The following is a 16,951-nucleotide window of genomic DNA, read 5'->3' as shown; positions in this document are numbered from 1 at the left end:
ACCGGCCCTGACGGAGCCCCTGCCCGGACGGGACCCTCGGCCCGGACGGGGATCACCGGCCCGGGCCGGGGTAACACCGCCCGGGCCGGGGCTCACTCGTCGTCGCCGTCGGCGCCCGCCGCCGCGTACCGTTCGCGCAGCTCCCGCTTGAGGATCTTTCCGCTGGCGTTGCGGGGCAGTTCGGGGGTGAAGTGGACGCGCTTCGGGGCCTTGAAGCCGGCGAGCCTCTCCCGGGCGTGGGCGAGGAGTTCCGACGCGGTGATGTCACCGCGCGGGACGACCACGGCCGTGACCGCCTCGATCCAGCGGTCGTCGGGGAGGCCGATCACGGCCACCTCGGCGACGCCCGGATGGGTGTAGAGCGCGTCCTCGACCTGGCGCGAGGCGACCAGGACTCCCCCGGAGTTGATGACGTCCTTCACCCGGTCGACGATCGTGAGGTACCCCTCGGCGTCGCGCACGGCGAGGTCGCCCGAGTGGAACCAGCCGCCCCGGAAGGCCGCCTTGGTCTCCTCGGGCTTGCGCCAGTAGCCTTCGCACAGCTGCGGCGAGCGGTAGACGATCTCGCCGGGGGTGCCGTCGGGCACGTCCTTGCCGTCCTCGTCGACGACCCGGGCCTCGACGTGCCGGACGGGCCGTCCGCAGGATTCCATCCGGCCCTCGTGCTCGTCGGGGCCGAGGACGGTGGCGAGCGGACCGATCTCGGACTGGCCGAAGCAGTTGTAGAAGCGCAGTCCGGGCAGCCGGGCGCGCAGCCGCTCCAGGACGGGGACGGGCATGATCGAGGCCCCGTAGTAGGCCTTGCGCAGCGCCGACAGGTCGCGGCCGGTGAAGTCGGGATGGTTGGCGAGGCCGATCCAGACCGTCGGCGGCGCGAAGAGGCTGTCGGCCCGGCCCGCCTCGACCAGGTCGAACAGAACGGCCGGGTCGGGTCCGTCGACGATCGTGTTCTCGGCGCCGACGGCGAGGTAGGGCAGCAGGAAGACGTGCATCTGCGCCGAGTGGTACAGCGGCAGCGCGTGCACCGGCCGGTCGTCCTCGTGGAGGTCGAGGGCCTCGATCGCGCTCGCGTACTCGTGGACCAGGGCCAGGTGGGTCATCATCGCGCCCTTGGGCAGGGCGGTGGTGCCCGAGGTGTAGAGCAGCTGGACGTACTCCCTCGCGTCGCGATCGGCGTCGTACGTCTCCGGTACGGCGAGCGCGTCGAGGAGTGAACCGGGCGCGTCCCGCAGCGCCTTGACCGCGAAGCCGTCCGGTACGCGCTCCGCGAGGGCGGGGTCGGCGAGGACGAGGGAGGTCTCCGACTGCTCCAGGAGGTACGCGAGGTCCTCACCGGTCAGATGGTGGTTGACCGGCACGTGGATCAGGCCCGCCCGGGAGCAGGCGAGGAACGCGATGAGGTAGGCGTCGGAGTTGTGGCCGTAGGTCGCGACCCGGGCGGACTCGGGCAGGCCGAGGTGGTGCGGTTCGCGCAGGACGGCCGCGGCGGTGGAGACGGCCGCGTCCAGCTCGGCGTACGTCCAGGTGCGCTCGGCGTAGCGGACGGCGATCCGGTCGGGGACGCGCTGGGCGCTCATGCGCAGGACACCGTCGACGGCGCGGCTGAGGAGTCGATCCATGCGGTGATCCTCGGCGTGCGGCGGGCGGGAGGTCAAGTACCGTGCGCCGCGCCGCACATGCCCGGACCTCGGATACCGAACGGCATGTTGACAACGGGGGCGCCCGGCTGCGTGCATGGTCGGACCCGCAGTGCTCATCCTTCCGTCGGGAGGCACCTTGCACCTCCACACTCGTCCGTCGGGTATCCGACCGGCCCGCACCCGGCCCTTCCGTGCCCGCCTGTTCGGTACGCGGCCGTTCCGTTCGCGGCTGGGGCGTCCGGCGCTCACCGCCGCGGTCCTCGCCGTGCTGACCGCCACGCTGCCCGGGGCGGCGGCGGCCGATCCCGGGGGCCGGGTCTCCCACCCGTCCGACCGGGGCCTGTCGGCCGTCGTCCGGTACACCGAGTACGGCATCCCCCACATCGTGGGCAAGGACTACGCGAGCCTCGGCTTCGGCACGGGCTGGGCGCAGGCCGCCGACCAGATCTGTACGCTCGCGGACGGCTTCCTGACCGTGAACGGTGAACGCTCTTGGTACTTCGGCCCGGACGCCGCCACGGACGGCTCGCTCTCCTCCGCCGCCACGAACCTCTCGAGCGACCTGTACTTCCGCGGGGTGAAGGAGGCCGGAACGGTCGAGGCACTGCTCGGGACTCCCGCTCCGGCAGGCCCGAGCCACGACCTCAGGGAACTCATGCGCGGCTGGGCGGCCGGATACAACACCTGGCTGCGCGGGAACCGGATCACGGATCCCGCCTGCGCACGGGCCGACTGGGTCCGCCCGGTGACCGCCGTCGACGTGGCCCGGCGCGGCTACGCCGTCTCGGTGCTCGGCGGACAGGGCCGTGCCGTCGACGGCATCACCGCCTCCCGGCCGCCCGCCGCTCCCCCGGCCCCGCTCACCGGCGTCCCCGGGCGGGCGCCCGATCCCGAACGCGCCGCCGAGGCCGCCCGGGCGCTGTTCGCCGCCGAGAACGCGACCATGGGTTCCAACGCCGTCGCCTTCTCCGGGGCGACGACGGCGAACGGCCGGGGACTGCTTCTGGGCAATCCGCACTACCCGTGGCAGGGCGGCCGTCGGTTCTGGCAGTCGCAGCAGACCATCCCGGGCGAGCTGAACGTCTCGGGCGCCTCGCTCCTCGGCACGACCGTCGTCAACATCGGTTTCAACGACAGGGTGGCCTGGAGCCACACCGTGGCCACCGGAGTCCCGCTCAACCTGCACCAGCTGACGCTCGCCCCCGGCGACCCGACCTCGTACCTGGTGGACGGCCGGCCGGAGCGGATGACCCCACGTCGGGTGACGGTGCCGGTCAAGGGCGGCCCGCCCGTCACCCGTACCCAATGGTGGACGCGGTACGGCCCGGTCGTCGGCGCCCTCGGCGCCCAGCTTCCGCTGCCGTGGACCACGGCCACGGCGTACGCGCTCAACGACCCCAACGCGGCCAATCTGCGCGCCTCCGACACCGCCCTCGGCTTCGCCAGGTCCCGCTCCGTCCAGGACATGGCCGACACCCTGCGGCGTACGCAGGGGCTGCCCTGGGTCAACACGATCGCGGCGGACTCGGCGGGGCACTCCCTCTTCACCCAGGCCCAGGTGCTCCCCAGGATCACGGACGAGCTCGCCGCGCGGTGCTCCACCCCGCTCGGCCGGGCCACCTATCCGTCCTCGGGAGTCGCGGTGCTCGACGGCTCGCGCGCGGACTGCGCGCTCGGCTCCGACCCGGACGCGGTCCAGCCGGGCGTCTTCGGCCCGGCGCGGATGCCGGTGCTGCGGGACACCCCGTACGTGGAGAACTCCAACGACAGCGCCTGGCTCACCAACGCCGACCGGCCTCTGACCGGTTACGAGCGGATCTTCGGGACCGTCGCGACGCCGCGCTCGCTGCGCACCCGGGGCGGTGTCGAGGACGTGGCGGCGATGGCGGAGCGCGGCGACCTGACGGTGGCCGACCTCCAGCGTCAGCAGTTCGCCGACCGGGCCCCGGCCGGTGCCCTGGCCGCGGCCGACGCGGCTCGGGCCTGTGCCACGGCGCTGCCGGGCGATCCCGAGACCTGCCGGGTGATCGGCGCGTGGGACCGGACGGTGAACTCGGACAGCCGGGGCGCGCTGCTCTTCGACCGCTTCTGGCGAAAGTTCACGGCCTCGACGCCGCCGGCCCAGCAGTGGACGGTGCCGTTCTCCCCGACGGACCCCGTCCGCACCCCGAACACTCTCAACACGGCGGCGCCCGGCTTCGCGAAGGCGCTGGCGGACGCGGCGGCGGAGCTGCGGACCGCGGGGATCCCGCTGGACGCGCCGCTCGGCGGGCATCAGTTCGTCGTGCGGAAGGGGGACCGCATCGCGGTGAGCGGCGGCACGGAGTCGCTGGGCGTCTGGAACAAGACCGAGCCCGTGTGGAACGCGGCGGGCGGCGGCTACACGGAGGTCACCGCGGGGAGCAGTCATGTGCAGGCGGTGGGCTGGGACGGCAGCCGGTGTCCGGTGGCCCGCACGCTGCTCACGTACTCCCAGTCGTCCAACCCGGCGTCGCCGCACTACAGCGACCAGACCCGGCTGTACGCGGGCGAGCGCTGGGTGACCTCCCGGTTCTGCGAGAAGGACATCCTGCGCTCGCCGGCGCTGCGGGTGGTGATCGTCAGGGGCTGAACGGTTCTTCGCGGCCCCGGGGCCGAACGGTCCTCCGGGGCCCCGCAGTCAGGGGCTGAAGGACAGGAACACGAAGGCGGCGAAGATCGCGAGGTGGACGCCGCCCTGGAGGAGCGTGGCCCGTCCGGGCACCACGGTCAGGGCGCTCACCACACCGGTGAGGACGAGCAGCACCATGTGGAGCGGGCCGAGCCCGAGCACCAGGGGCCCGGACAGCCAGATCGAGGCGAGCGCGATCGCCGGAATCGTCAGACCGATGCTGGCGATCGCGGAGCCGTACGCGAGATTGAGGCTGGTCTGGACACGGTCCCGACGGGCCGCACGGACGGCGGCGAGGGTCTCGGGCAGCAGCACCATCAGCGCGATCACGACACCGACGACCGCCTTCGGCAGGCCCGCCGACTGGACGCCGTCCTCGATGGTCGGCGAGATCAGCTTGGCGTTGCCGACGACGGCGACGAGCGCGACGACGAGGAGGCCGAGGCTGGTCCAGGCGTCACGCCTGGTCGGCGGGTCGGCGTGCTCGTCCTCCGAGTCCTGGCCCGGACGCGGCACCGGGAGGAAGTAGTCCCGGTGCCGGACGGTCTGGACGCCGACGAACACGGCGTACAGGCAGATGGAGGCGACGGCGGCGAAGGCGAGCTGGACGCCGGAGAACTCGGGGCCCTGATGGCTGGTGGTGAAGGTCGGCAGGACCAGCGTCATCGTGGCCAGGGTGCAGACGGTGGCGAGCGCGCCGCCGGAACCCTCGGCGTTGAAGACCGCGACCCTGTTGCGGAGCGCGCCGACGAGGAGGGAGAGGCCGACGATGCCGTTGCAGGTGATCATGACGGCGGCGAACACGGTGTCCCGTGCGTAGGTAGAGGTCTTCTCACCGCCTCCCACCATCAGCGAGACGATGAGTCCGACCTCGATGACGGTGACGGCCACGGCGAGGACGAGCGAGCCGTAGGGTTCGCCCACCCGGTGGGCGATGACCTCGGCATGGTGGACGGCGGCGAGGACGGCGGCGATCAGACAGAGCGCGATGAGTCCGACGGCGAAGCCCGGGAGATCGCGCCCCCAGGCCGCGACAAGGACAAGCGCCGCCACCACCGGCCCCCAGGTGGTCCACTGCCGCGTCAATGACGCCGTGCTCGAACTCATGATCCGCATCCTGCCACAAAGGGGGCTTTCGCCCGGTTCGGTCAATCCAGGGGGTCGCTGAGGCCGCGCTCGTACGCCGTGAGGGTCTCCAGGAACATGCGCCGTTGCGCCGCGTCGAGCGGGGCGAGCGCCGCGCGCCAGGCGCCGGCGCTGCGGCCCAGCCAGCCGTCGATGGCGGCACTGTGCGCCGACGCGATGGAGACGATTTTGCGCCTGCGGTCGGCGGGGTCCTCGACCCGCTCCAGCACGCCCTTCTTCGCCAGGTCCCCCACCATCAGACTCACGGTCGTGGGGGCGATCTCCAGCCGGCCGGCGAGCTCGTTGACGCTCAGTGGCCCGTCGAACAGGAGATAGGCGAGCAGGGAGAGATGGCGGGGCGCGAGCGTGAGCGACTGCAACTCGTCGGGGATTCTGATGCGCTTGGCCCGTCCGACCATCCGAGGCATGAGCAGCAGCAAGGTGCGTACGGCCTCGTCCAGGTCCGGCCCGAGGGCGGCCTCGTCCCCCTCGTGTGCGGTTGACACCCTGCACCCTCCCTTTTAGTTTTGCTTTCAAAGCAAATGGATCTGCCGGAACCGATGCTACCGGAAGGCACAGCCATGTCCGATTTCAACCAACAGGTCATCGAGGAGTTCCGGGCCAACGGCGGCCGCGTGGGGCGCTCCACCGGTTCCTGACCTTCTGGACCCGGATGCACGGCGTCCTGTCCCTGGAGCTCGCCGGCCACTTCACGGGCATGGACCTCGATCCGGCGCTGCGCTTCGCCGCCGAACTGGACGAACCGGCGGCACCCCGGGCCTGAGTCCGGCGTGCCCCGGATCCGAGGGCGGCGCACCCCCGGGCCCGAGCGCGGCCCGCGCCGCGCCCGCTAGGGCGTTCGGAACCCGCGGAAGGTCACCTGCTTGCGGGTCACGAAGCCGAGCTTCTCGTAGAGGGCGATCGCCCCGGTGTTCGCCTCGGCCACATGGAGGAAGGCCCCTTCGCCCCGCGCCTCGACGCGTGCGGCGAGCGCGCCGACCAGACGGGCGGCGTATCCCTGCCCGCGGGCCTCGGGCGCGGTGCAGACCGCGCTGATCTCGGTCCATCCCGGGGGCTTGAGGCGCTCGCCGGCCATGGCCACCAGCGCGCCCTTCTCGCGGATGCCGAGATAGGTGCCGAGTTCGGGGGTGCGGGACCAGAACGGCCCCGGCCGGGTGCGCTCGACGAGGTCCAGCATCTCGGGCACGCTGTCCGCGCCCAGTTCGACCACGCCGTCGTCCGTCTCGTCGCCCGCACCCTCGGCGGCGCCGCCCGGCCGGATCATCTGGCGGCCTTCCAGGACGAAGACGGGCTCCCAGTCCGACGGAGGGAGCACCGGGCAGCTGAACATGTCGGCGAACCCGCCCCGGCCGAGGAGTTCGGTGAGGTCGGTCCACCTCGCCGGATCCGGGTCGGTGGACACGGCGGCGAAGGTCGAGACGTCCGGCAGATAGGTCCAGGCCCGGCCCACGCGGCGGGCGAGATGCGCGTGACGGTCGCGGAGGGACTCACCCACCGGGTCGTCCAGTACGAAGGCATCGCGGCCCACCATCGTGTAGTCCCTCTCGTGTCCATGCCGAACGGAGAAGGCGCGGTCACCGTGGGAGCCCCCTCGCAGCCGAAGTCTAGGCGGGCGGGAATCCGGCCGGTGGCCGTGGCATGCGCGGCCGGGACGAAGAGCGCCCGGACCGTTCCTAGAGCGGGCGCTCGTGGCCCTCCCAGTAGGGATCGCGCAGACGGCGCTTGTAGAGCTTGCCGTTGGGGTCGCGGGGCATGGCCGCGACGAAGTCGACGGACTTCGGGCGCTTGAAGCCGGCGAGACGGTCGGCGCAGTGGGCGAGGATCGCGTCGGCGAGCGCGGGGCCCGGTTCACGGCCCTCGGCCGCCTCGACGACGGCCTTGACCTCCTCACCCCAGTCGGCGTGCGGGATGCCGAAGGCGGCGGCGTCCGCGACGGCGGGGTGGGCGAGGAGCGCGGCCTCGATCTCGGCCGGGTAGATGTTGACCCCGCCGGAGATGATCATGTCGATCTTGCGGTCGCGCAGGAAGAGATAGCCGTCCTCGTCGAGGACGCCGAGGTCCCCGACGGTGAAGAAGTCGCCGATGCGGTTCTTCGCGGTCTTCGCCTCGTCCTTGTGGTACTGGAAGCCGCCGGTGTTCATCTTCAGGTAGACGGTGCCGAGTTCGCCGGGCGGCAGCCGTACCCCGTCGTCGTCGAAGACGGCGAGTTCGCTGATGGGCCAGGCCCTGCCGACCGTGCCGGGCTTCTTCAGCCACTCCTCGGCGGTGGCGAAGGCGCCCCCGCCCTCGCTGGCGGCGTAGTACTCCTCGACGCACCGGCCCCACCAGTCGATCATCGCGCGCTTCACGTGTTCGGGGCAGGGTGCGGCGCCGTGGATGGCGTGGCGCATGGAGGAGACGTCGTACCGCTCCCGTACCTCCGGGGGGAGGGAGAGCAGCCGGTGGAACTGGGTGGGGACCATATGGGTGTGGGTGCAGGCGTGCCGGTCGATGAGGCGCAGCATCTCCTCGGGCGTCCACCGGTCCATCAGGACGAGCGGGTGCCCGATGTGGAGGGCGGCGGCGGCGAACTGGAGTACGGCGGTGTGATAGAGCGGCGAGCAGACGAGGTGGACGTTTCCGTCACCCGGCCGGATGCCGAAGATGCCGAGGAATCCGCCGAGGTGGGTCTCCTCGGGGAGCTTTCCGGGGAGCGGGCGGCGGATGCCGCGGGGCCGTCCGGTGGTGCCGGAGGTGTAGTTCATGACCCAGCCGAGGGTGCGGTCGGCGGGGGCGGTCCCGTCCTGGTCTTCGAGCAGTTCGGCGTACGGGCGGAAACCGGGGATCGTGCCGACGGCGTACCAGTGGGTGGCGGCGAGTCCGGCCTCGTCGGCGGCGAGGGTCACGGTCTCGGCGAACCGCTCGTGGGCGAGGAGGACCTTGGCGCCGGAGTCGGCGACGATCCAGGCGATCTCGGGGCCGACGAAGTGGTGGTTGACGGGGACGAGGTAGAACCCGGCCTGGGTGGCGGCGAGATGGGCGGTGAAGAACTCGGGGCCGTTGGGCAGGACGACGGCGAACGCGTCGCCGCGTTCGAGACCGGCGGCGCGCAGCCCGTGGACCAGCCGGTTGGCCTCGGTGTGCAGCCGGCCGGCGGTCCACTCCTCGCCGTCGGGTGCGACCAGGACCGTACGGCCGGCGTCCGCGGCGGCCTGCGCCCAGAATCCGGGGGCTGCTCCGCTCATCATTCGTCCCTTCCGGCGATGCGGTTGATGCGGTCGACGGCCTTCTCGAAGCCGCGGGTGAGCTCGTCCACGACCTGCTGGACGCTGCGCTCGGAGTTCATCCGGCCGACGATCTGGCCGACGGGGGTGCCGAGGAGCGGTTCGACCTCGTGGCGCTGGATGCGGGAGACGGCCTCGGCGACCAGAAGTCCCTGGAGCGGCATGGGGAGCGGGCCCGGCCCCGCCGGGTCGTCCCAGGCGTCGGTCCACTCGGTGCGGAGCTGACGGGCGGGCTTGCCGGTGAGGGCGCGGGAACGGACGGTGTCGCCGGAACCGGCGGCGAGGAGCTTGGCGGTGAGGGCGCGGGAGTGCATCTCGGCCTCGGTGGTGGTGAGCCAGATCGAGCCGAGCCAGACGCCCTGGGCGCCGAGGGCGAGTCCGGCGGCGATCTGTTCGCCGCTGCCGATGCCGCCGGCGGCGAGCACGGGCAGCGGGGACACGGCGTCGACGACCTCGGGGGTGAGGACCATGGAGGCGATCTCGCCGGTGTGGCCGCCTGCCTCGTATCCCTGGGCGACGACGATGTCGATGCCGGCCTCGGCGTGGTGGCGGGCGTGGCGGGCGCTGCCGGCGAGGGCGGCGACGAGGACGCCGTGGTCGTGGGCGCGGGCGACGACGTCCGGGGGCGGGGAGCCGAGGGCGTTGGCGAGGAGTCTGATCGGGTAGTCGAAGGCCACGTCGAGCTGGTTGCGGGCGACCTGCTCCATCCAGCCGGTGATGCGCCAGCCGGAGGCCTCGCCCTCGGCGAGTTCGGGCACGCCGTGCTTGGCGAGGGTGGCGCGGACGAACGCCCGGTGCTCCTCCGGGATCATGGCCTCGACCTCGGCCTCGGTCACCCCCTCGACCTTCTTGGCGGGCATCACGACGTCGAGGCCGTAGGGCAGGCCGTCGGTGTGCTCCTGCATCCAGTCGAGGTCGCGGGCGAGCTCGTCGGGGTCGGTGTAGCGCACCGCTCCGAGCACTCCGAATCCGCCGGCTCTGGTGAGTGCGGCGGCCACCGCGGGGAAGGGCGTGAAGCCGAAGATGGCGTGCTCGATCCCCAGTGTGCGACTCAGCTCCGTCTTCATGGGCGGCAGGATGCCGCAGCGGCGCGCCGGAGGGAAGAGGTTTTCTGATGCATCGTCAGATTCTTTGCGGAACGGCCTGTCGACGTTTCACCGCCGCCCGGGGTGGGAGAGGGTGGGAATGGCGACGGATGCGACGAGAGGCCGGGGCGGACTGAGCCGCCGCACGTTCGGCGGCGGGCTGCTGGCCCTGGGAGGTGCGGTGGTGATCGGTACGGTGCCGGGGGCGGCGGCCGCCCCCGATCCCGGGTCCGGGGGTGGTACCGGGAGCGGCTCCGGGTTCGGGCGCGGGGGCTCCGCCGAGCGGCGGACCACGCTGCGGCGGGGCTCGGCCGAGCGGGCCGGGCTGCTCTCGGGACACCTGGACCGGCTCGTCACGGAGGCCGAGCGTTTCCTCGGCCCCTCCCCCGTCCACCCCTGGTACGCGGGAGCCGTCCTGCTGGCCGGGCGCGGAGGGACCGTCGCCCTGCACCGGGCGATCGGTTCGGCCGTGCGGTACGCGGGCTACGACGAGAAGACGGACACGGGGATCGAGCTGCCGCCGGAGCGGCAGCTCCCCATGACCGAGGAGACGGTCTTCGATCTGGCGTCGGTCTCCAAACTGTTCACGTCGATCCTGGCCGTGCAGCAGATCGAGCGCGGAACCCTCGACCTGGAGGCGAGGGTCACGGCGTACCTTCCGGAGTTCGGCGGGGGCGGGAAGCAGGAGGTGACGGTCCGGCAGCTCCTCACCCACACCTCCGGCTTCCGGTCCTGGATCCCGCTGTACAAGGAGCCCACACGGGAGGGGAAGCTGCGACTGCTCTGGGACGAGGTTCCGGCGAGCCCTCCGGGCTCCGCCTACCTCTACTCCGATCTGAATCTGATCTCACTTCAGCTGATCCTCGAAGAGATCACCGGTCACGGTCTGGATGTCCTGCTCCACGACGAGATCACCGCTCCGCTCGGGATGCACCGCACTCGTTTCAATCCACCGCTCTCCTGGCAGCCCGGAATCGCCGCCACCGAGGACGCCCGGCCGCCCTGGTCCGGCCTCGACCGGGGCATGGTGTGGGGCGAGGTCCACGACGAGAACGCCCACAGCCTGGGCGGGGTCGCCGGCCACGCCGGGATCTTCTCCCGCGCCTGGGACCTCGCGATCCTCGCCCGGACCCTCCTCAACGGCGGGGCGTACGGCCGGGCCCGCATCCTCTCCCCCGCCTCGGTGGAGCTGATGTTCACCGACTTCAACACGGCCTTCCCCGGCGACGAGCACGGACTCGGCTTCGAGCTCTACCAGCACTGGTACATGGGCGCGATGGCCACGCCCCGGACGGCCGGGCACACCGGATTCACGGGCACCAGCCTCGTCCTGGACCCGACGACCGACTCCTTCCTGATCGTCCTCGGCAACTCGGTGCATCCGGTGCGCTCCTGGCGCTCGGGCTCCGCGCCGCGCGTCGCGACCGCGGACCGGCTGGCGAGGGCCGTGCCCGTACGGCCCGCCCGGGGCCGTACGGCCTGGTTCTCCGGGATGGGGAGCGGTGCCACCGGCACCCTCACCCTGCCCCCGGTGCCGGGGGCGGCCCGGTTCGAGTGCGCGCTGTGGTGGGACACCGAGCCGGGCACGGACTCCGCCCGGCTGGAGGCCTCCGCGGACGGCGGGGCGAGCTGGGAACCGGTGCCCTTCGTGACCGTGCGCCCGGGGGAGGAACCGCTGCCGCATCCCTCGGGCGCCGTGAGCGGCTGGTCGGGCCGGGTCTGGCACCGGCTCACGGCCGAGGTGCCGGAGCCCGGCGCCGCCCCCGTGCGGCTGCGCTGGCGGTGCACGACCGACAGCCGGTACGTCGGGCGCGGGGTGTACGTGGACGGGGTGCGGGTCCTCGACGCGGCCGGTCGGCCGCTCTTCGACGAGGCACGGCCCGCGGACGGCGCACGGCTGGAGGCGGTGGGGTGGACGGCGTCCGCCGACTGAGCGGCGCGGACCGGGCCGTCAGTGCGCCGCGTCCGACCGTTCCGGTTCCGCCGCCTTGCGCAGCTCCGTGAGGAGGGGGCTGATCAACGGGTGCTCCTCGGCTCCCCGCCGTACCGCGGCGAACACCCGGCGGGTGGGCGCGACCCCGTCCACGGGACGGATCACGACCTGGCTGAGGTCCGTCCCGCGCAGTGCCGAACGCGGCACGAGCGCCACTCCGGCGGCGGCGGAGGCGAGGGCGACGACGGCCCTGAAGTCGTCGGAGACATGGGCGAACCGGGGGGCGAAGCCCGCGTACTCGCAGGCCAGGACGGTCACGTCATGGCACGGGTTGCCGGTGGACTGGCCGATCCAGCTGTCCTTGGCCAGGTCGCCGAGCGCGACCCGTTCCTCGCCCGCCAGCGGGTGGCCGGGCGGCAGAACGGCGTCGAAGGCCTCCGCGTAGAGCGGGACGCGGGTGAGCCGGGCGTCGTCCTCGCCGGGGGCGCCCCGGTACTCGACCGCGACGGCCACGTCCACCTGCCGGTCGAGGACCATGAGCAGACTCTCGTCGCCCTCGGCGTCCTGCACCCGGACCCGGATGCCGGGCGCGGTACCGGCCAGGGCCCTGAGGGCCGGGGCCACCACGAGTCCGATGCCGGTGGCGAAGGCGGCGACCGTGACCGTACCGGCCTCGCCGGAGCTGTAGGCGGCGAGTTCGGACTCGGCGCGCTCCAGCTGGGCCAGAACGGCGTTGGCGTGGCTGAGCAGGATCTCGCCGGCCGGGGTGAGACGGGCGCCGCGGGCGCTGCGGTCGACCAGGCGATGGCCGGTCTCCTGCTCCAGGGCGGCGAGCTGCTGGGAGACGGCGGAGGGGGTGAGGTACAGCGCGGCGGCCGCCGCCGTGACCGTGCGGTGGTCGGCCACCGCACGGAGGATGTGCAACCGCCGCGCTTCGATCATGCCCCTAGTCTCGCAGGCCGCGAGACCGCTGCTCACCGCGACCGCGCGGGCCGTGGTCCCACCCGCCCGCGGCGACCGGGCAGGCCGTGGGACCACCGCCCGCCGCGACCACGCAGGCCCCGGGGACAGGCTCCCGCCGAGGCCGAGCGGGGCGGGAGCCGCCCCGCTCGGCGACGCGGGGCGGCTCCCTCCGTGCCGCCGTCAGCCGCGCAGGGCGGCGCGGGCGTCGACGAAGGCGTCGACGGCCCGGTTCACGTCCTCCGTGGAGTGCGCGGCGGAGAGCTGCACGCGGATGCGGGCCTTGCCCTGCGGCACGACCGGGTACGAGAAGCCGATCACGTACACGCCGCGCTCCAGGAGCAGCTCGGCCATGCGGCCGGCCTCGGACGCGTCGCCGATCATGACGGGGGCGATGGCGTGGTCGCCGGGGAGGATGTCGAAGCCCTCCGCCGTCATCCGGGTCCGGAACAGCTCGGTGTTGGCGCGCAGCCGGTCGCGCAGGTCACCGGCGGACTCCAGGAGGTCGAGGACCTTGAGGGAGGCGGCGGCGATCACCGGGGCGAGGGTGTTCGAGAAGAGGTACGGGCGGGACCGCTGGCGCAGCAGGGCGACGATCTCGGCGCGGGCGGCGACATAGCCGCCGGAGGCTCCGCCGAGGGCCTTGCCGAGGGTGCCGGTGATGATGTCGACGCGGTCCATGACGCCGTGCAGCTCGGGGGTGCCGCGGCCGCCGGGGCCGACGAAGCCGACGGCGTGCGAGTCGTCGACCATGACCATGGCGTCGTAGCGCTCGGCCAGATCGCAGATGTCTTCGAGCGGGGCGACGTAGCCGTCCATCGAGAAGACGCCGTCGGTGACGATGAGCTTGCGCCGCGCGCCGCCCTCCGTGGCCTCCTTCAGCTGCTGCTCCAGGTCGGCCATGTCACGGTTGGCGTAGCGGAAGCGGCGGGCCTTGGAGAGGCGGATGCCGTCGATGATGGAGGCGTGGTTGAGGGCGTCGGAGATGACCGCGTCCTCGGGGCCGAGGATCGTCTCGAAGACGCCGCCGTTGGCGTCGAAGCAGGAGGAGTAGAGGATCGTGTCCTCCTGGCCGAGGAAGGAGGAGAGGCGCGCCTCCAGCTCCTTGTGCACCTCCTGCGTGCCGCAGATGAAGCGGACGGACGCCATGCCGTAGCCCCAGCGGTCGAGGGCCTCGTGGGCGGCGGCGATGACCTCGGGGTGGTCGGCGAGGCCGAGGTAGTTGTTGGCGCAGAAGTTGAGCACCTCGCCGGGGCGGCCGCCCGAGGTGACGGCGACGGTGGCCGACTGGGGGGTGCCGATGACCCGCTCGGGCTTGTGCAGTCCGGCCTGCCGGATCTCTTCGAGGGTGGTACGGATGTCGTCGCGTACGGAATCGAACATGGGTCAGGCTCCCGCAGTCCAGTCGAGGATGATCTTGCCGCTCTTGCCGGAGGCCGCGTCGTCGAAGGCGGCCTCGAAGTCGGTGTACGCGTAGCGCCCGGTGACCACGGGGGCGAGGTCCAGGCCACCCTCCAGGAGCACCGACATCGCGTACCAGGTCTCGAACATCTCGCGTCCGTAGATGCCCTTGACCGTGATCATGGAGGTGACGATCTTCGCCCAGTCGACGGCGAAGTCCTCGCTGGGCAGGCCCAGCATGGCGATCTTTCCGCCGTTGGTCATGTTGGCGACCATGTCGCGCATCGCGCGAGGGTTGCCGGACATCTCCAGGCCGACGTCGAAGCCCTCCTTGAGCCCGAGGGTGCGCTGGCCGTCGGCGATGGTCTGCTCGGCGACGTTGAGGGCGAGCGTGACGCCCGTCTTGCGCGCCAGGGTCAGGCGCTCCTCGCTGACGTCGGTGATCATGACGCTGCGTGCGCCGGCGTGCTTGGCGACGGCGGCGGCCATGATGCCGATCGGGCCCGCGCCGGTGACCAGGACGTCCTCGCCGACGAGCGGGAAGGAGAGCGCCGTGTGCACGGCGTTGCCGAACGGATCGAAGATCGCGGCGATGTCGAGGTCGACGGGGACGCGGTGCACCCACACGTTGGACGCGGGCAGTGCCACGTACTCGGCGAAGGCGCCGTCGCGGCCGACGCCGAGGCCGATGGTGGCGCGGCAGAGGTGGCGGCGGCCGGCCAGACAGTTGCGGCACTTGCCGCAGACGAGGTGGCCCTCGCCGCTGACCAGGTCGCCGATGTTGATGTCGGCGACGTCACGGCCGACGGAGACGACCTCGCCGACGAACTCGTGCCCGACGGTCAGCGGCGTGGCGATCGTCTTCTGCGCCCAGCCGTCCCAGGAGCGGATGTGCAGGTCCGTCCCGCAGATACCGGTCCGCTTGACCTTGATCAGTACGTCTCCGGGGCCGGTCTCCGGCTCGGGCACGTCCGTGAGCCAGAGTCCCGGCTCCGCCTTCAGCTTGACCAATGCCTTCAATGCCACGGCTCCCGACGTGCGTGTCCTGTGATGTTCGGGGTACGGGCGCGACTGCGCGCCCAAGATCCCTGGAAGAGAATCTCCCGTACGGAGCGCTCGCGGTCCATCGAGGATTTCTTAAGCGCGCTCGCAGATCAGCTTCACACCACGGGCGGGGGCGGGGCGACGTCAACGGGGCCGAACGGAGAGCCCACCGTCGGGGACGCCGCCGTGCCGTCCCCGAGGCGGACGTCCCCGTCAGTGGCCCAGCGCCGCCATCGCGGCGTTGTGACCCGGGATGCCGCTCACTCCCCCGCCCCGGACCGCGCCCGCTCCGCACAGCAGCACGTTGGCGTGCCGGGTCTCGACGCCCCAGCGGCCCGTGCCCTCCTCCGCGTAGGGGAAGGAGAGGTCCCGGTGGAAGATGTGGCCGCCGGGCAGCCGCAGTTCCCGTTCGAGGTCGAGCGGGGTCTTCGCCTCGATGCAGGGGCGGCCGTCCGCGTCGACGGCGAGGCAGTCGGCGATCGGCTCGTCCAGATGGGCGTCGAGCTGGTCGAGCGTCGCCCTGAGGAGCGCGGCCCGGGTGCCGTCGTTGTCGGCGGTGAACAGCCGGGCGGGGGTGTGCAGCCCGAACAGGGTGAGGGTGTGGTGTCCCGTGGCGGCGAGTCCGGGGCCGAGGATCGTCGGGTCGGTGAGGGAGTGGCAGTAGATCTCGGAGGGCGGGGCGGAGGGCAGCCGGCCGGCGGCGGCCTCGGCATGGGCGGTGGCGAGCTGTCCGTACCCCTCGGCGATGTGGAAGGTGCCGGCGAAGGCCTCGTGCGGGTCGACGGAGCGGTCGCGGAGCTTCGGCAGCCGGGTGAGCAGCATGTTGACCTTGAGCTGGGCTCCTTCGGGGGCGGGCGGGGGCGCCTCGCCGAGGAGGGCGGCCAGGTCGCGGGGTGAGGCGTTGACGAGTACCTGGTCGGCGTCGACGGTGCCCTCGCCGTCGGCGGTGCGGTAGGTGATCGCGGCGTGACTGCCGTCGGTCTCGATCCGGGTGGCCTCGTGGCCGGTGAGGATGTGGGCCCCGGCGGCGCGGGCCGCGTCGGCGAGGGCGTCGGTGAGGGCGCCCATGCCGCCGACGGGCACGTCCCAGTCGCCGGTGCCGCCGCCGATGACGTGGTAGAGGAAGCAGCGGTTCTGCAGGAGTGTCGGATCGTGGGCGTCGGCGAAGGTGCCGATGAGGGCGTCGGTGAGGACCACACCGCGGACGAGGTCGTCGGCGAACTCCCGCTCGACGGTGACCCCGAGGGGGTCCTCGAAGAGCATCCGCCAGGTCTCGGCATCGTCCACGCGGGCCTGGAGCTCGCCGCGGCTCGGAAGGGGCTCGGTGAGGGTGGGGAAGACGCGGCGGGCGGCGCGGGCGGTGCGGTCGTAGAAGGCCTGCCAGGCCTCGTACTCGCGGTCGGAGCCGGTGAGCGCGGCGAACGAGGCGCGGGTGCGGTCGGGGCCGCCGCCGACGAGCAGGCCGCCGTCGCCCTTCGGCGTGTACGAGGAGACGGACCGCTTCCGCACGGCGAACCGCAGTCCGAGCTCGCGCACGATCTTCTCCGGGAGGAGCGACACGAGGTACGAGTACCGGGAGAGCCGTGCGTCGACCCCGGCGAAGGGCCGGGTGGAGACGGCCGCCCCGCCCGTGGTGCCGAGCCGTTCGAGGACGAGGACGGAACGCCCGGCGCGGGCCAGATAGGCGGCGGCGACCAGGCCGTTGTGGCCGCCTCCGACCACGACGGCGTCGTACGAGCGGGAGGCTGCCTGGGCACCGGAGAGCATGTCGGGGGCGGTCATGGCTCATGCTCACACGGCGGCGGCGGCCGGGGAAGACCGACCGCACG

12 protein-coding genes and 1 pseudogene are annotated in these 16,951 nt (G+C 72.6%); 3 read left to right on the top strand and 10 right to left on the bottom strand.

The annotated features are described in order from the left end of the window. Positions 1–92: 92 nt before the first annotated feature. On the bottom strand, positions 93–1,619 hold the full coding sequence (locus tag ACH4MY_RS09345) for a fatty acyl-CoA synthetase (RefSeq protein WP_397999819.1): 1,527 nt from the start codon (positions 1,617–1,619) through the stop codon (positions 93–95). Positions 1,620–1,839: 220 nt separating this feature from the next. Here ACH4MY_RS09345 and ACH4MY_RS09340 point away from each other — a divergent pair, with 220 nt between their 5' ends. After that, on the top strand, positions 1,840–4,251 hold the full coding sequence (locus tag ACH4MY_RS09340) for a penicillin acylase family protein (RefSeq protein ID WP_398000562.1): 2,412 nt from the start codon (positions 1,840–1,842) through the stop codon (positions 4,249–4,251). A gap of 48 nt (positions 4,252–4,299) precedes the next feature. On the opposite strand, the gene ACH4MY_RS09335 is transcribed toward ACH4MY_RS09340, so the two are convergent. Then, complete coding sequence (locus ACH4MY_RS09335; protein WP_397999817.1) at positions 4,300–5,397, bottom strand: calcium:proton antiporter; 1,098 nt, start codon at positions 5,395–5,397, stop codon at positions 4,300–4,302. A 41-nt stretch (positions 5,398–5,438) separates the two neighbouring features. Further along, positions 5,439–5,843 (bottom strand): MarR family winged helix-turn-helix transcriptional regulator, encoded by a 405-nt coding sequence (locus ACH4MY_RS09330; protein ID WP_398000559.1) that lies wholly within the window; start codon positions 5,841–5,843, stop codon positions 5,439–5,441. A 176-nt stretch (positions 5,844–6,019) separates the two neighbouring features. On the opposite strand from ACH4MY_RS09330, the pseudogene ACH4MY_RS09325 reads away from it, so the two are divergent. Further along, positions 6,020–6,199: pseudogene (locus ACH4MY_RS09325) on the top strand (TetR-like C-terminal domain-containing protein); the annotation flags it as partial. A gap of 66 nt (positions 6,200–6,265) precedes the next feature. Here the strand turns inward: ACH4MY_RS09325 and ACH4MY_RS09320 are convergent. The 3 genes from ACH4MY_RS09320 to ACH4MY_RS09310 form a co-directional block, all read right to left on the bottom strand. Beyond that, positions 6,266–6,967 (bottom strand): GNAT family N-acetyltransferase, encoded by a 702-nt coding sequence (locus ACH4MY_RS09320; RefSeq protein ID WP_397999815.1) that lies wholly within the window; start codon positions 6,965–6,967, stop codon positions 6,266–6,268. A gap of 142 nt (positions 6,968–7,109) precedes the next feature. Next, entirely contained in the window at positions 7,110–8,660 is a 1,551-nt protein-coding gene (locus ACH4MY_RS09315) for an acyl-CoA synthetase (RefSeq protein WP_397999812.1), read from the bottom strand. Further along, on the bottom strand, positions 8,660–9,766 hold the full coding sequence (locus ACH4MY_RS09310) for an NAD(P)H-dependent flavin oxidoreductase (RefSeq protein ID WP_397999810.1): 1,107 nt from the start codon (positions 9,764–9,766) through the stop codon (positions 8,660–8,662). The genes ACH4MY_RS09315 and ACH4MY_RS09310 overlap by 1 nt, the downstream gene beginning before the upstream one ends. A 118-nt stretch (positions 9,767–9,884) precedes the next feature. Here ACH4MY_RS09310 and ACH4MY_RS09305 point away from each other — a divergent pair, with 118 nt between their 5' ends. Further along, positions 9,885–11,717 (top strand): serine hydrolase, encoded by a 1,833-nt coding sequence (locus ACH4MY_RS09305; protein ID WP_397999807.1) that lies wholly within the window; start codon positions 9,885–9,887, stop codon positions 11,715–11,717. Positions 11,718–11,735: 18 nt separating this feature from the next. On the opposite strand, the gene ACH4MY_RS09300 is transcribed toward ACH4MY_RS09305, so the two are convergent. The 4 genes from ACH4MY_RS09300 to ACH4MY_RS09285 all read right to left on the bottom strand — a co-directional run bounded on the left by ACH4MY_RS09300 (position 11,736) and on the right by ACH4MY_RS09285 (position 16,904). Next, the gene (locus tag ACH4MY_RS09300) at positions 11,736–12,659 is read right to left on the bottom strand and encodes a LysR family transcriptional regulator (RefSeq protein WP_397999804.1); all 924 of its coding nucleotides are present in this window, start codon (positions 12,657–12,659) and stop codon (positions 11,736–11,738) included. Between the two features lie 201 nt (positions 12,660–12,860). After that, positions 12,861–14,060 (bottom strand): glycine C-acetyltransferase, encoded by a 1,200-nt coding sequence (locus ACH4MY_RS09295; protein ID WP_397999801.1) that lies wholly within the window; start codon positions 14,058–14,060, stop codon positions 12,861–12,863. Between the two features lie 3 nt (positions 14,061–14,063). Then, complete coding sequence (tdh, locus tag ACH4MY_RS09290) at positions 14,064–15,098, bottom strand: L-threonine 3-dehydrogenase (protein WP_398000556.1); 1,035 nt, start codon at positions 15,096–15,098, stop codon at positions 14,064–14,066. A gap of 237 nt (positions 15,099–15,335) precedes the next feature. After that, a complete protein-coding gene (locus ACH4MY_RS09285) occupies positions 15,336–16,904 on the bottom strand; it encodes a phytoene desaturase family protein (protein ID WP_397999798.1) in 1,569 nt (522 codons plus the stop codon). Positions 16,905–16,951: the final 47 nt, after the last annotated feature.

The organism is Streptomyces sp. NPDC017246 (assembly GCF_044331325.1).
Classification (GTDB): domain Bacteria; phylum Actinomycetota; class Actinomycetes; order Streptomycetales; family Streptomycetaceae; genus Streptomyces.
This window is presented reverse-complemented; position numbering and strand designations above follow the sequence as displayed.

What these genes read in the sequence shown, in the direction of transcription:
- ACH4MY_RS09345 (WP_397999819.1), bottom strand. Translation starts at nt 1,619, where the DNA reads ATGGATCGACTCCTCAGCCGCGCCGTCGACGGTGTCCTGCGCATGAGC.
- ACH4MY_RS09335 (WP_397999817.1), bottom strand. Translation starts at nt 5,397, where the DNA reads ATGAGTTCGAGCACGGCGTCATTGACGCGGCAGTGGACCACCTGGGGG.
- ACH4MY_RS09330 (WP_398000559.1), bottom strand. Translation starts at nt 5,843, where the DNA reads ATGCCTCGGATGGTCGGACGGGCCAAGCGCATCAGAATCCCCGACGAG.
- ACH4MY_RS09320 (WP_397999815.1), bottom strand. Translation starts at nt 6,967, where the DNA reads ATGGTGGGCCGCGATGCCTTCGTACTGGACGACCCGGTGGGTGAGTCC.
- ACH4MY_RS09315 (WP_397999812.1), bottom strand. Translation starts at nt 8,660, where the DNA reads ATGAGCGGAGCAGCCCCCGGATTCTGGGCGCAGGCCGCCGCGGACGCC.
- ACH4MY_RS09310 (WP_397999810.1), bottom strand. Translation starts at nt 9,766, where the DNA reads ATGAAGACGGAGCTGAGTCGCACACTGGGGATCGAGCACGCCATCTTC.
- ACH4MY_RS09305 (WP_397999807.1), top strand. Translation starts at nt 9,885, where the DNA reads ATGGCGACGGATGCGACGAGAGGCCGGGGCGGACTGAGCCGCCGCACG.
- ACH4MY_RS09300 (WP_397999804.1), bottom strand. Translation starts at nt 12,659, where the DNA reads ATGATCGAAGCGCGGCGGTTGCACATCCTCCGTGCGGTGGCCGACCAC.
- ACH4MY_RS09295 (WP_397999801.1), bottom strand. Translation starts at nt 14,060, where the DNA reads ATGTTCGATTCCGTACGCGACGACATCCGTACCACCCTCGAAGAGATC.
- ACH4MY_RS09285 (WP_397999798.1), bottom strand. Translation starts at nt 16,904, where the DNA reads ATGACCGCCCCCGACATGCTCTCCGGTGCCCAGGCAGCCTCCCGCTCG.